The following is a 12,782-nucleotide window of genomic DNA, read 5'->3' as shown; positions in this document are numbered from 1 at the left end:
ACCGACAACACCCTTGTCCACGATGCGGGACAAGGGTGTCCACATTTTGGATAATGCTGGACTGGGCCGAAAGTCCCGTGACACGCTTCCGTCATGGATCGCACTGGAACTGCCTTGGTGAGTCGGCGTCACGTCGACCTCGGCCGCATGTCCAGCGCCATGTGTCCGGCTTGCTGATCGAGTCAGCGACGCCGCACGTCTGATCACCAATCTTCCCCGCTTCCCTCCCTGCGCAGCGCCGCGCGCACATTTCCGCATGTGCCCATACCCGCAGGTCAGAGAGCCGCTTTTCCGCTGCCCCGAAGGACGTAACCCCATGCCCGCCACGCCAGAGAAGCCCGCCCCAGCCACGCCCCGCCGCAAGGCGAGCCGTCACCGCGGCGAGGGCCAGTGGGCCGTGGGTCACTTCACGCCGCTCAATGGGAACGAGCAGTTCAAGAAGGACGACGACGGTCTCAATGTGCGGACACGCATTGAGACGATCTACTCGAAGCGTGGCTTCGACTCCATCGACCCCAATGACCTTCGGGGACGTATGCGCTGGTGGGGGCTTTACACCCAGCGCAAGCCCGGGATCGACGGCGGCAAGACCGCCATCCTGGAGCCGGAGGAGCTGGACGACGAGTACTTCATGCTGCGCGTCCGCATCGACGGCGGGCGGCTGACCACCGAGCAGCTGCGCGTCATCGGTGAGATCTCCGAGGAGTTCGCGCGCGGGACCGCCGACCTCACCGACCGGCAGAACGTCCAGTACCACTGGATCCGCATCGAGGACGTCCCCGAGATCTGGCGGCGGCTCGAAGCCGTGGGGCTCTCCACGACCGAGGCCTGCGGCGACACGCCGCGCGTCATCCTCGGCTCACCGGTGGCCGGTGTCGCCGAGAACGAGATCATCGACGGCTCCCCCGCCATCGACGAGATCCAGCGCCGCTTCATCGGCAACCCCGAGTTCTCGAACCTGCCGCGGAAGTTCAAGTCCGCGATCTCCGGCTCCCCGCAGCTGGACGTCGCCCACGAGATCAACGACGTCGCCTTCGTCGGCGTCCACCACCCCGAGCACGGCCCCGGCTTCGACCTCTGGGTCGGCGGCGGCCTCTCCACCAACCCCAAGCTGGGCGTGCGCCTCGGCGCGTGGGTGGCGCTGGAGGACGTGCCGGACGTGTACGGCGGCGTCATCGGCATCTTCCGCGACTACGGCTACCGCCGGCTGCGCAACCGCGCCCGCCTGAAGTTCCTGCTCGCCGACTGGGGCCCCGAGAAGTTCCGCCGGATCCTGGAGGACGAGTACCTCGGCCGGAAGCTGACCGACGGCCCCGCGCCCGAGCAGCCCGCCGGCATCTGGCGCGACCACCTCGGCGTGCACCGGCAGAAGGACGGCCGCTTCTACGTCGGCTTCGCGCCCCGCGTCGGCCGCGTGGACGGCGCCACCCTCACGAAGATCGCCGAGGTCGCCGAGGCCCACGGCTCGGGACGCCTGCGCACCACCGCCGAGCAGAAGATGATCGTGCTCGACGTCGCCCAGGAGCAGGTCGACTCGCTCGTCTCCGCGCTGGAGGCCCTCGATCTGCGGGTCAACGCCTCGCCGTTCCGGCGCGGCACGATGGCCTGCACGGGCATCGAGTTCTGCAAGCTCGCCATCGTCGAGACCAAGGCGCGCGGCGCCTCGCTCATCGACGAACTGGAGCGCCGCGTCCCGGAGTTCGACGAGCCGATCACCATCAACATCAACGGCTGCCCGAACGCCTGCGCCCGTATCCAGGTCGCCGACATCGGCCTCAAGGGCCAGCTGGTCCTCGACGACGACGGCAAGCAGGTCGAGGGCTACCAGGTGCACCTGGGCGGCGCGCTCGGCCTCGACGCCGGCTTCGGCCGCAAGGTCCGCGGCCTGAAGGTCACCGCGGACGGACTGCCCGACTACGTCGAGCGGGTCCTCAAGCGGTTCCAGGAACAGCGCACGGACGGCGAGCGCTTCGCCACCTGGACCGCGCGCGCCTCCGAGGAGGACCTGAAGTGAGCGAGCGAGCCGCCCCCTTCCACTGCCCCTACTGCGGTGACGAGGACCTGCGACCGAACGAGACCGGGCATGGCGCCTGGGAATGCGCGGCGTGCAACCGGGCCTTTCAGCTGAAGTTCCTCGGGCTGCTCGCCCGGGGAGTTCAGCACACCGACGGTGGAGGGGACCAGATATGACTGTCACCCAGACAGAGCGCGTGAACGACGAGTTGAAGGTGCTCGCCGAGCGGGCCGGGCGCGACCTGGAGGAGGCGTCCGCCCTGGAGATCCTCCAGTGGGCGGTCGACACCTTCGGCGACACGTTCTGCGTGACCTCCTCGATGGAGGACGCCGTCGTCGCGCACCTCGCCTCGCGGGCCATGCCCGGCGTCGACGTCGTCTTCCTCGACACGGGCTACCACTTCCCGGAGACCATCGGCACCCGCGACGCCGTCGAGGCCGTGATGGACGTCAACGTCATCACCTTGACGCCGCGTCAGACCGTGGCCGAGCAGGACGCCGCGTACGGACCGAGGCTGCACGACCGCGACCCCGACCTGTGCTGCAGGCTGCGCAAGGTCAAGCCCCTTGAGGACGGCCTCGGTTCGTACGCGGCATGGGCCACAGGGCTGCGCCGCGACGAGTCGCCGACCCGGGCGAACACCCCGGTCGTCGGCTGGGACGAGAAGCGGCGGAAGGTCAAGGTGTCGCCGATCGCCCGCTGGACGCAGGACGACGTCGACGCCTACGTCGCCGAGCACGGCATCCTCACCAACCCCCTCCTGATGGACGGTTACGGCTCGGTCGGCTGCGCCCCCTGCACCCGCCGCCTCCTCGAAGGGGAGGACGCGCGGGCCGGCCGCTGGGCCGGGAACGCCAAGACCGAGTGCGGGATCCACGGATGACCGCGGCACAGCGAGAGACACAGCAGCCGGACACTCGGCGGCGAGAGACCCAGGAGAACCACGTGAGCGGAGCCACCGTCTGGCTCACCGGCCTGCCCAGTGCCGGCAAGACGACCATCGCGTACGAACTGGCGGGCCGGCTGCGCGAGGAGGGCCGCCGCGTCGAGGTGCTCGACGGCGACGAGATCCGTGAGTTCCTCTCGGCGGGCCTCGGCTTCAGCCGTGAGGACCGGCACACCAACGTGCAGCGGATCGGCTTCGTCTCCGAACTCCTGGCCCGCAACGGCGTGTTGACCCTCGTACCGGTGATCGCGCCGTTCGCGGACAGCCGTGAGGCGGTGCGCAAGCGCCACCAGGCGGGCGGCACCGCGTATGTCGAGGTGCATGTCGCGACGCCGGTCGAGGTCTGCTCCGTACGTGATGTGAAGGGCCTGTACGCCAAGCAGGCGGCCGGCGAGATCTCCGGGCTCACCGGGGTCGACGACCCCTACGAGGAGCCCGACTCGCCCGATCTGCGCATCGAGTCGCAGGACCAGACGGTGGCCGAGTCCGCCGCGGCCCTGCACGCGCTGCTCACCGAGAGGGGTCTGGCATGACCACCGTCGCCACTGTGACCGGCGAGGGCACCGACAGCCCGTACGCGCTCAGCCACCTGGACGCCCTGGAGTCCGAGGCGGTGCACATCTTCCGCGAGGTCGCGGGCGAGTTCGAGCGGCCGGTGATCCTCTTCTCCGGCGGCAAGGACTCCATCGTCATGCTGCATCTGGCGCTGAAGGCGTTCGCGCCCGCCGCGGTCCCCTTCTCGCTGCTGCACGTCGACACCGGGCACAACTTCCCCGAGGTCATCGAGTACCGCGACCGGGCGGTGGCCGAGCACGGGCTGCGGCTGCACGTCGCCTCCGTGCAGGAGTACATCGACGCCGGAAAGCTGCGCGAGCGCCCCGACGGGACACGCAATCCGCTGCAGACCGTGCCGCTCACCGAGAAGATCCAGAGCGAGAAGTTCGACGCCGTCTTCGGCGGCGGGCGCCGCGACGAGGAGAAGGCGCGCGCCAAGGAGCGGGTGTTCTCGCTGCGCGACGAGTTCTCGCAGTGGGACCCGCGCCGCCAGCGCCCCGAGCTGTGGCAGCTCTACAACGGCCGCCACGCGCCCGGCGAGCACGTGCGGGTGTTCCCGCTCTCCAACTGGACCGAGCTGGACGTGTGGCAGTACATCGCCCGCGAGGACATCGAGCTGCCGCAGATCTACTTCGCGCACGAGCGGGAGGTGTTCCAGCGCTCGGGGATGTGGCTGACCGCGGGCGAGTGGGGCGGCCCCAAGGACCACGAGACGACTGAGAAGCGGCTGATCCGCTACCGCACGGTGGGCGACATGTCCTGCACCGGTGCCGTCGACTCCGACGCCACCACGCTGGACGCCGTCATCGCCGAGATCGCCGCCTCCCGCCTGACCGAGCGCGGGGCCACGCGGGCCGACGACAAGCTCTCCGAGGCCGCGATGGAAGACCGCAAGCGCGAGGGGTACTTCTAACCATGAGCAACACCACCACCGCCACCGCCGGGCAGCTGGCCGATCTGTCGGCCACCACCCTGCTGCGGTTCGCCACCGCCGGTTCCGTCGACGACGGCAAGTCCACCCTCGTGGGCCGCCTGCTGCACGACTCCAAGTCGGTCCTCACCGACCAGCTGGAGGCCGTCCAGCGCGTGTCGGCCGACCGGGGCGCCGACGCGCCCGACCTGGCGCTGCTCACCGACGGCCTGCGGGCCGAGCGCGAGCAGGGCATCACCATCGATGTGGCCTACCGCTACTTCGCCACCGCCCGGCGCCGGTTCATCCTGGCCGACACGCCGGGACATGTGCAGTACACCCGCAACATGGTCACCGGCGCCTCCACCGCCGACCTCGCCGTCGTCCTCGTCGACGCCCGCAACGGCGTCATCGAGCAGACCCGCCGGCACGCCGCCGTCGCCGCCCTGCTGCGCGTCCCGCACGTCGTCCTGGCCGTCAACAAGATGGACCTCGTGGCGTACGACGAGCAGATCTTCGCCGAGATCGCCGAGGAGTTCACCGCGTACGCCGGGCAGTTGGGCGTCCCGGAGATCACCGCGATCCCGATCTCCGCGCTCACCGGCGACAATGTCGTCGAGCCGTCCTCGAACATGGACTGGTACGGCGGCCCCACCGTCCTGGAGCACCTGGAGACGGTCCCGGTCAGCCACGACCTGACCTCCTGCCACGCACGGCTTCCCGTGCAGTACGTGATCCGACCGCAGACCGCCGAACACCCCGACTACCGCGGGTACGCGGGCCAGATCGCCGCCGGTACCTTCCGTGTCGGCGAGTCGGTGACGGTCCTGCCCTCGGGCCGCACCTCCAAGATCACCGGAATCGACCTGCTGGGCAAGGCCGTGGACGTGGCATGGACGCCACAGTCCATCACCCTGCTCCTGGAGGACGACATCGACATCTCGCGCGGCGACCTGATCGTGCCGAGCAGCGACATCCCGCCCGCCACGCAGGACATCGAGGCGACGGTCTGCCACGTCGCGGACACCCCGCTCGGCGTCGGCCAGCGGGTGCTGCTCAAGCACACCACCCGCACGGTCAAGGCGATCGTCAAGGAGATCCCCTCGCGGCTGACCCTCGACGACCTGTCCCAGCACCCGGAGCCCGGGCAGCTCGTCGCCAACGACATCGGGCGCGTGAAGGTCCGTACCGCCGAGCCCCTCGCGCTCGACGCGTACGCGGACTCCCGGCGCACCGGCTCGTTCCTGCTGATCGACCCGGCCGACGGCACGACGCTCGCGGCGGGCATGGCGGGCGGGGCCTTCGCCACCGCACCCGGGGCCAAGACCGTGGCCCCGGCCGATGACGAGGGCTGGGACTTCTGACATGACCTACGTCGACGTGTTCGCGACGTTCGCGAAGGAGGGCGGCCGCATCGGCAGCGGCGCCCTCGGCAGCGGGCAGGGCGGAGTGGCGCGATGTGCGTGATGACGTACGCGCACCGCATGCGCGCCCTCCCCGTACGACGTACGCGAAGACGAAGACCTGCCGATCTCCCGGCCACGACCTGACGGCGTGCGCCGGGCCAACGAGGGGACCACCTCCCGTGCCTGCACCACGTACCCGACTCGTCGCCCTGGCGGCGCTGCCCCTGCTGGCCCTGGCGCTCGGCGCCTGCGGCTACGGCTCCGAGGCGACGGACCAGGACGACAGGTCCAAGGTCGCCGCGGGCGCGAAGAAGATCGACGGCCTGGACAGCGTGAAGATCGGCTACTTCCCGAACCTCACTCACGCCACCGCCCTGGTCGGCAGCCGTGAGGGCCTGTTCCAGAAGGAGCTGGGCGGCACGGAGGCGAAGTACTCCCAGTTCAACGCCGGTCCCTCGGAGATCGAGGCGCTGAACGCGGGCTCGATCGACATCGGCTGGATCGGTCCCTCGCCCGCCATCAACGGCTACGTCAAGTCCCAGGGCACGAACCTGCGCGTCATCGGCGGGTCGGCCTCCGGCGGCGTGAAGCTCGTCGTGGACCCCGAGAAGATCAAGTCCCTGGACGACGTCAAGGGCAAGAAGATCGCGACGCCGCAGCTCGGCAACACGCAGGACGTGGCCTTCCTCAACTGGATCGCCGAGCAGGGCTGGCAGGTCGACGCGCAGAGCGGCAAGGGCGACGTGTCGGTGGTCCGCACCGACAACAAGATCACCCCGGACGCCTACAAGTCCGGCTCCATCGACGGCGCCTGGGTGCCCGAGCCGACCGCGTCCAAGCTGGTCGCCGAGGGCGGCAAGGTCCTCCTCGACGAGGCGGACCTCTGGCCGGACAAGAAGTTCGTGATCACCAACATCATCGTGAAGCAGAGCTTCCTGAAGGAGCACCCGAAGGTCGTCGAGGCCGTCCTGCGCGGCGCCGTGAAGACCAACGCGTGGATCGAGAAGAACCCGGACAAGGCGAAGGCCGCCGCGAACGCCCAGCTCAAGGCGGACTCCGGCAAGGCGCTGCCCGCCGAGGTCCTTGACCCGGCGTGGAAGTCCATCCGGACGACCAACGACCCGCTGGCCGCCACCCTCTACGCGGAGGCGGACCACGCGGTCAAGGCCGGCCTCCTGGAGAAGCCCGACCTCAAGGGCATCTACGACCTCCGTCCGCTGAACAAGGTCCTCCAGGCCGCGGGTGAGTCCCCGGTCGACGACGCCGGTCTCGGCGTCGAGTAGTCCCGGAATAAGCCCAGTTCCCAGGAGTTCCCAGGAGGTGACGACCATGGCGACCACCCTCGCCGAGGCCGCGGACGACATCCGCACCGCGACAACGCAGGCCGCCCGGATCGAGCACGTATCGAAGTCCTTCGGCGGTCCCGCCGGGTCCCAGCTCGTCCTCGACGACATCACGCTCGATGTCGCGCCGGGCGAGTTCGTCACGCTCCTGGGAGCCTCGGGCTGCGGGAAGTCGACGCTGCTCAATCTGGTCGCCGGGCTCGACAAGCCCTCGGCGGGCGCCATCACGACGGACGGCCGGCCCGCCCTGATGTTCCAGGAGCACGCGCTCTTCCCGTGGCTGACCGCGGGCAAGAACATCGAACTCGCCCTGAAGCTGCGCGGCGTACCCAAGGCGGAGCGCCGCCCGAAGACCGAGGAGCTGCTCGAACTCGTCCGGCTGCAAGGGTCGTACGGCAAGCGCGTGCACGAACTGTCCGGCGGCATGCGCCAGCGCGTGGCGCTGGCCCGCGCGCTCGCGCAGGACAGCAGGCTCCTGCTGATGGACGAGCCGTTCGCGGCGCTCGACGCGATCACCCGGGACGTGCTGCACGACGAGCTGACCCGCGTCTGGCGCGAGACGAACGTCTCCGTCCTCTTCGTCACGCACAACGTCCGCGAGGCCGTGCGCCTCGCCCAGCGCGTCGTGCTCCTCTCGTCGCGTCCCGGCCGGGTGGCGCACGAGTGGCGGGTCGACATCCCGCACCCGCGCCGCATCGAGGACTCCGCGGTGGCGGAGCTGTCCGTCGAGATCACCGAAAAACTGCGTGGGGAGATCCGCCGCCATGGCCAGCACTGAGACGACCGGCTCGGACACTGGGACGACCGTCAAGACCGTGAAGGAGGACGGCCAGGATCTCGCCGGTCTCGAGGCGGGTCTCGACGCGCTGGAGACGACCGCGGGGCCTGTCCGCACCCCGGTGCGCCAGGTCCTGGTGCAGAAGGTGCTTCCGCCGCTCACCGCGGTGCTGCTCGTCCTGCTGGTCTGGCAGGCGCTGGTCTCCTTCGAGGTCGTCGACGACCCGGGCAAGCTGCCGTCGCCGTCCGCGGTCTGGGACGAGGTGCGCGAGGCGTGGCTGCAGGGCACGCTCCTCGACTTCATCTGGACATCCGTCTCACGCGGCCTGCTCGGCTTCGTCTTCGCCCTGGCGATCGGCACGCCGCTCGGGCTGATCGTCGCCCGGGTGCGGTTCATCAGGGCCGCGATCGGCCCGATCCTCTCCGGACTCCAGTCGCTTCCCTCCGTGGCCTGGGTGCCGCCGGCGGTGCTCTGGCTGGGCCTGGAGAACAAGATGATGTACGCGGTGATCCTGCTCGGCGCCGTGCCGTCCATCGCCAACGGCCTGGTGTCGGGCGTCGACCAGGTGCCGCCGCTGTTCCTGCGCGCGGGCCGCACGCTCGGCGCGACGGGCCTGCGGCACACCTGGCACATCGTGCTCCCGGCGGCGCTGCCCGGCTATCTCGCGGGGCTCAAGCAGGGCTGGGCGTTCTCCTGGCGCTCCCTGATGGCCGCCGAGATCATCGCGTCGTCGCCGGAGCTGGGCGTGGGCCTCGGCCAGCTCCTGGAGAACGGCCGCAACGCCAGCTCCATGCCCATGATCTTCCTGGCCATCTTCCTCATCCTGATCGTCGGCATCGCCATCGACCTGCTCATCTTCAGCCCGTTGGAGCGGCGCGTGCTGCGCGGCCGCGGTCTCCTCGTGAAGAGCTGACCGACCATGCGCCGACCCGTACTCCTCACCCACCGGCCCGTACTGCTCGTCATCGCCCACGGCAGCCGCGACCCGCGGCACGCCGCGACCGTGCACGCGCTGGTGCGCCGGGTGCGCTCGCTGCGCCCGGGGCTCCGGGTGGAGACGGGCTTCCTGGACTTCAACGCCCCCTCGGTGCCGGATGTGTTGGAGAGGCTCGCGGCCGAGGGCGTACGAGACGTCGTGGCACTGCCGCTCCTCCTGACGCGCGCGTTCCACGCGAAGGCGGACATCCCGGCGGTGCTGCGTGAGGCCCCCGCGTCCCTGCGCGTCCGCCAGGCACCGGTACTCGGCCCGTCCCCGCTCCTCCTGCACGCCCTGGAGCAGCGGTTGTACGAGGCGGGGCTCGACCCCGCCGACAAGTCCTCGACCGGGGTCGTGCTGGCCTCGGCGGGGTCATCGGACCCGGAGGCGATCGCAGTGATCGCTGAAATCGCGCGGGAGTGGCGGCTCACCGGTTGGTGTGCCGTGCGGCCTGCGTTCGCCTCCGCATCCCTGCCGCGCACGGAGGACGCCGTGCGCGCACTGCGTGCCGTGCCCGGAGTACGGCGAGTGGCGGTCGCGCCCTACGTCCTCGCGCCCGGTTTCCTGCCGGACCGCATCGCGCGGGGCGCCGCCGGAGCGGACGTACTGGCGGACGTCCTCGGCCCCGCACCAGCGGTGGCGCGACTGCTCGTGCGGCGCTACGACGAGACGTACGCGCCCGAGGCCTGCCCCGTTGCTCCTCTGGCGCGGATTCCCGCACTGGCCTAGCTTGTGGGTTCATGACCCCGAGCCGATCCCGCACACTGTGGCTGCGGACCGAACCCCTGCACGCGGTGATCTACTTCGAGGAGCGCTGCCGCGGCCTCGGCCGCGCGGTGGGCCTCAAGGGCTTCTGGATGGGGTATTTCGCCGCCCGTACCGCGCCGATGGGCCGCGTCGGGCCGGGCGTCGCCTCGGCGGCACTCGGTGTCTTCGCGCCGGGCATGGTGGCGCGCGCCCTGCCCTCGGCCTGGGAGTACGCCTCACCGGACCGGGTCGTCGAGGAGCGGGCCCGCCTCGCGGCCCGCGCCCTGCGCCAACTGGTCCCCGACATAGCGGTCCTGACGACAGCTGCCAACCCGCCCCTGACAGCCGTGGTCGAGGACGCACCGCCCCTGGCCCGCCCCCTGTTCGCCGCCAACCGCGACCTGACGGACCGCGCCGACCCCGTGGAACGCCTGTGGCAACTGGCCACGTGCGTACGCGAGTTCCGCGGTGACGCGCATGTCGCGGCCCTCGCCGACCACGGCCTGGACGCGTGCGAGGCCCTCGCCCTGGCGGCCGCGACCGGCAGGGTGGACGCGGCACGCATCCGCCAGGACCGCGGCTGGAGCCAGGAGGAGTGGGCGACGTCCGTGGACCGGCTGCGCGGCCGCGGCCTGATCGACACGGCGGGCCGCGTCACCGAACGCGGTGTGACGGAACGCGAACTGATCGAGGATGACACGGACCGCCTGTCGGACCGCCTCCTGCGTCCCCTCACCATCCCCGCGACGGACACCCTCCTCACCGCCCTCCACCCGGCGGCCCGCTCCATCCAGAACTCCGGCGTCCTGCCCTACCCCAATCCCATCGGGCTGCCGCGAACGGTGGGGTAAAGCGCTTGCCCCGCCCGTCCCCGCCCCTTACCGTCTCGCGGATGACACCCGAACTACGGTCCGAACGTCTCTCGCTCCGTGCCTATGCCGCCGCCGACGAGACGCACTTCGTCACGCTCTTCCAGGACGAGGCGGTGGGCCGCTGGTTCGGGGACGGGGTGCGGAGCGCGGCGGAGGACCGCGCGTTGTTCGGGCGGATATTCAGCCTCGTCTACGCCGAGGAGCGCTTTCCCGTGTGGGCGGTGCGGTACGAGGGACGCTATGTCGGGCACGCCGAGATCAAGCCCTCCCCGGAGACCTGGCTCGACGGGCACGAGATCGTCTACGGGCTGACCAGGGAGAGCTGGGGCCTCGGACTGGGTACGGAGCTGGCGCGGCTGCTGACCTCGTACGGGCACGAGACCCTCGGGCTCGCCGAGGTGCACGCGACCGTGGACGCGGAGAACACCGCCTCCATCACCGTCCTCAAACGCCTCGGCTACACCCAGCAGCGCGAGGTTCCGGAGGAGAACGGCAGCACCACTCTGCTGCTGACCTCCCGGGTTCAGCAGCCTCTCACCCCCCGCTGAAGGGTGTCCCCTGGTGGAACCAGAGCCGCCACCCGTCCTCCGTGCGACTCGCCGAAGCTCTTCGGGGAGGTGCTGCACCCGGAGTTCAGACCCGCACCTCTGCGCGGACGGTGGAGCGGCCGCCGTGCCCCGTGGGGGTGGGCACGGCGGCCGCGGCTCAGCGGGCGGCGAGGGTTACCCGACGACCTTCAGGAGCTTGTTGGGCGTGCCCTCGCCCGGGTTGGAGATCTTGTCCGGGGTGGCGCCGTCGGTCAGGGCCTTGGCGACGTCCGCGGGCTCGGCGTCCGGGTGGGCGGCGACGTAGACGGCGGCGGCGCCCACGACGTGCGGGGTCGCCATCGACGTACCGGAGATGGTGTTGGTGGCGTCGTCACCGGTGTTCCAGGCGGAGGTGATGTCCGAGCCCGGGGCGTAGAGGTCCACGGCGGAGCCGAAGTTGGAGAAGTCCGACTGCGCGTCGTCCTTGGTGGAGGAGGCGACCGTGATGGCCTCCTTCACACGGGCCGGGGAGACCTGGGAGGCGTCGCTGGACTCGTTGCCGGCGGCGACCGCGTAGGTGACGCCCGCGGCGATCGACTTCTGGACGGCCGCGTCGAGCGCCTCGTCCGCGCCGCCGCCGAGGCTCATGTTGGCGACGGAGGGGCCCTGGTGGTTCTTGGTGACCCAGTCGATGCCCGCGACGACCTGCTCGGTGGTGCCGGAGCCCTGGTCGTCCAGGACGCGGACCGCGACGATCTTCGCCTTCTTGGCGACGCCGTGCGCCTCGCCTGCGATGGTCCCGGCGACGTGCGTGCCGTGGCCGTTGCCGTCGTCGGCGTTGTCGTCGTTGTCGATGGCGTCGAAGCCGGAGGTGGCTCGGCCGCCGAAGTCCTTGTGGCTGACGCGGACACCCGTGTCGATGACGTACGCGGTGGCGCCCTCGCCCGCGGCGTCCGGGTAGGTGTACTTGCTGTCGCCCGCGGCGTCCGCCTGGTCGATGCGGTCCAGGCCCCAGGAGGGCGGGCTGTCCTGGGTGGCGTCGATGGTGAACCTCTTCGACTGGACGACCTTGCCGACGGCCGGGTCGGCGGCCAGGCGCTTGGCCTCCGTCTCGCTCAGGCCCTTGGCCGAGAAGCCGTTGATGGCGGAGGAGTAGTTGCGCCTGAGCTCGCCGCCGTACTCCTCGGCGAGGTCGGACTTGGCGTCCTTGTCCGCCTTCTCGTCGAGCATGACGATGTAGCTGCCGGCGACGGCGCCCTTGGCGTCGGCGCCGTAGACCTTGCCCTCGGCGGGGGTGGCCGCGCCGGCGAAGGAGGTGGCGAAGACGGTGACACCGATCGCGGTGGCGGTGGTGGCTATCGCGGCGGTGAGCTTCATCGTGCGGGCGCGCTTGTGAGTTGCCATGAAGGAGGGGTCTCCTCGTGGTGTGTGGGGGGATGTGGGGGGTATTCAGCTGTCTTGCCGGAGGACTGCCGTGGCGAACAAGTCGTCGTGACGTCCCCTGACGCCCGGAAGATCTCCGGGTGTTGGGACGAAACCCTGACTGATTGACGCGCGCAGATCAATACCTACATGCAGCTGTGACTTGTTCAACAAGGTTCTGTAACAACAAACCGGATCTTGCCGCATCGGAACGGACATCCAGGGATCCAAGCACCCCAACTCCGGGTAACGGCAAGCGTTTTGCGCCCCACACGCGAGCGTCCCC

The 12,782-nt window shown here is 70.4% G+C and carries 14 protein-coding genes; 13 read left to right on the top strand and 1 reads right to left on the bottom strand.

Annotated features, from left to right (window positions below):
- The first annotated feature begins 93 nt into the window (after nt 1-93).
- From ACWDZ7_RS22680 to ACWDZ7_RS22620, 13 genes are all read left to right on the top strand, one after another.
- Nucleotides 94-177 carry a putative leader peptide gene (locus ACWDZ7_RS22680; protein ID WP_324611535.1) on the top strand — a complete coding sequence of 28 codons (84 nt, stop codon included), beginning with the start codon at nt 94-96 and terminating at the stop codon, nt 175-177.
- A 139-nt stretch (nt 178-316) separates the two neighbouring features.
- Nucleotides 317-2,014: a nitrite/sulfite reductase gene (locus tag ACWDZ7_RS22675; RefSeq protein ID WP_451799258.1), complete on the top strand. Its 1,698-nt coding sequence runs from the start codon at nt 317-319 to the stop codon at nt 2,012-2,014.
- Complete coding sequence (locus ACWDZ7_RS22670) at nt 2,011-2,190, top strand: hypothetical protein (RefSeq protein ID WP_127909339.1); 180 nt, start codon at nt 2,011-2,013, stop codon at nt 2,188-2,190. Before ACWDZ7_RS22675 ends, ACWDZ7_RS22670 begins: the two co-directional genes overlap by 4 nt.
- Nucleotides 2,187-2,897: a phosphoadenylyl-sulfate reductase gene (locus ACWDZ7_RS22665; RefSeq protein ID WP_451799255.1), complete on the top strand. Its 711-nt coding sequence runs from the start codon at nt 2,187-2,189 to the stop codon at nt 2,895-2,897. The genes ACWDZ7_RS22670 and ACWDZ7_RS22665 overlap by 4 nt, the downstream gene beginning before the upstream one ends.
- A complete protein-coding gene (gene cysC / locus ACWDZ7_RS22660; protein ID WP_451799254.1) occupies nt 2,894-3,493 on the top strand; it encodes an adenylyl-sulfate kinase in 600 nt (199 codons plus the stop codon). The genes ACWDZ7_RS22665 and cysC overlap by 4 nt, the downstream gene beginning before the upstream one ends.
- A complete protein-coding gene (cysD, locus tag ACWDZ7_RS22655; protein WP_451799253.1) occupies nt 3,490-4,428 on the top strand; it encodes a sulfate adenylyltransferase subunit CysD in 939 nt (312 codons plus the stop codon). The genes cysC and cysD overlap by 4 nt, the downstream gene beginning before the upstream one ends.
- 2 nt (nt 4,429-4,430) lie before the next feature.
- A complete protein-coding gene (locus ACWDZ7_RS22650; protein WP_451799252.1) occupies nt 4,431-5,789 on the top strand; it encodes a sulfate adenylyltransferase subunit 1 in 1,359 nt (452 codons plus the stop codon).
- Between the two features lie 221 nt (nt 5,790-6,010).
- Nucleotides 6,011-7,114 (top strand): aliphatic sulfonate ABC transporter substrate-binding protein, encoded by a 1,104-nt coding sequence (locus ACWDZ7_RS22645; RefSeq protein WP_451799250.1) that lies wholly within the window; start codon nt 6,011-6,013, stop codon nt 7,112-7,114.
- Between the two features lie 46 nt (nt 7,115-7,160).
- A complete protein-coding gene (locus tag ACWDZ7_RS22640; RefSeq protein WP_451799249.1) occupies nt 7,161-7,952 on the top strand; it encodes an ABC transporter ATP-binding protein in 792 nt (263 codons plus the stop codon).
- Complete coding sequence (locus ACWDZ7_RS22635) at nt 7,939-8,865, top strand: ABC transporter permease (RefSeq protein ID WP_451799248.1); 927 nt, start codon at nt 7,939-7,941, stop codon at nt 8,863-8,865. Before ACWDZ7_RS22640 ends, ACWDZ7_RS22635 begins: the two co-directional genes overlap by 14 nt.
- A 6-nt stretch (nt 8,866-8,871) precedes the next feature.
- Nucleotides 8,872-9,657, top strand: a complete 786-nt coding sequence (locus tag ACWDZ7_RS22630) for a sirohydrochlorin chelatase (protein ID WP_451799246.1) — start codon at nt 8,872-8,874, stop codon at nt 9,655-9,657.
- An 11-nt stretch (nt 9,658-9,668) separates the two neighbouring features.
- Nucleotides 9,669-10,526 carry an SCO6745 family protein gene (locus ACWDZ7_RS22625; RefSeq protein WP_451799244.1) on the top strand — a complete coding sequence of 286 codons (858 nt, stop codon included), beginning with the start codon at nt 9,669-9,671 and terminating at the stop codon, nt 10,524-10,526.
- 41 nt (nt 10,527-10,567) lie between these two features.
- Entirely contained in the window at nt 10,568-11,095 is a 528-nt protein-coding gene (locus ACWDZ7_RS22620; protein WP_451799243.1) for a GNAT family N-acetyltransferase, read from the top strand.
- Between the two features lie 174 nt (nt 11,096-11,269).
- Here the strand turns inward: ACWDZ7_RS22620 and ACWDZ7_RS22615 are convergent, their stop codons facing one another.
- Nucleotides 11,270-12,478, bottom strand: a complete 1,209-nt coding sequence (locus ACWDZ7_RS22615) for a S8 family serine peptidase (protein ID WP_451799241.1) — start codon at nt 12,476-12,478, stop codon at nt 11,270-11,272.
- Nucleotides 12,479-12,782 lie beyond the last annotated feature (304 nt).

It is taken from the genome of Streptomyces sp. NPDC003032 (assembly GCF_053591415.1).
This window is presented reverse-complemented; position numbering and strand designations above follow the sequence as displayed.

Bases quoted from the DNA above. Each gene is read 5' to 3' on its own strand.
- ACWDZ7_RS22680 (WP_324611535.1), top strand. From the start codon at position 94: ATGGATCGCACTGGAACTGCCTTGGTGAGTCGGCGTCACGTCGACCTC.
- ACWDZ7_RS22675 (WP_451799258.1), top strand. From the start codon at position 317: ATGCCCGCCACGCCAGAGAAGCCCGCCCCAGCCACGCCCCGCCGCAAG.
- ACWDZ7_RS22665 (WP_451799255.1), top strand. From the start codon at position 2,187: ATGACTGTCACCCAGACAGAGCGCGTGAACGACGAGTTGAAGGTGCTC.
- cysC (WP_451799254.1), top strand. From the start codon at position 2,894: ATGACCGCGGCACAGCGAGAGACACAGCAGCCGGACACTCGGCGGCGA.
- cysD (WP_451799253.1), top strand. From the start codon at position 3,490: ATGACCACCGTCGCCACTGTGACCGGCGAGGGCACCGACAGCCCGTAC.
- ACWDZ7_RS22650 (WP_451799252.1), top strand. From the start codon at position 4,431: ATGAGCAACACCACCACCGCCACCGCCGGGCAGCTGGCCGATCTGTCG.
- ACWDZ7_RS22640 (WP_451799249.1), top strand. From the start codon at position 7,161: ATGGCGACCACCCTCGCCGAGGCCGCGGACGACATCCGCACCGCGACA.
- ACWDZ7_RS22635 (WP_451799248.1), top strand. From the start codon at position 7,939: ATGGCCAGCACTGAGACGACCGGCTCGGACACTGGGACGACCGTCAAG.
- ACWDZ7_RS22630 (WP_451799246.1), top strand. From the start codon at position 8,872: ATGCGCCGACCCGTACTCCTCACCCACCGGCCCGTACTGCTCGTCATC.
- ACWDZ7_RS22625 (WP_451799244.1), top strand. From the start codon at position 9,669: ATGACCCCGAGCCGATCCCGCACACTGTGGCTGCGGACCGAACCCCTG.
- ACWDZ7_RS22620 (WP_451799243.1), top strand. From the start codon at position 10,568: ATGACACCCGAACTACGGTCCGAACGTCTCTCGCTCCGTGCCTATGCC.
- ACWDZ7_RS22615 (WP_451799241.1), bottom strand. From the start codon at position 12,478: ATGGCAACTCACAAGCGCGCCCGCACGATGAAGCTCACCGCCGCGATA.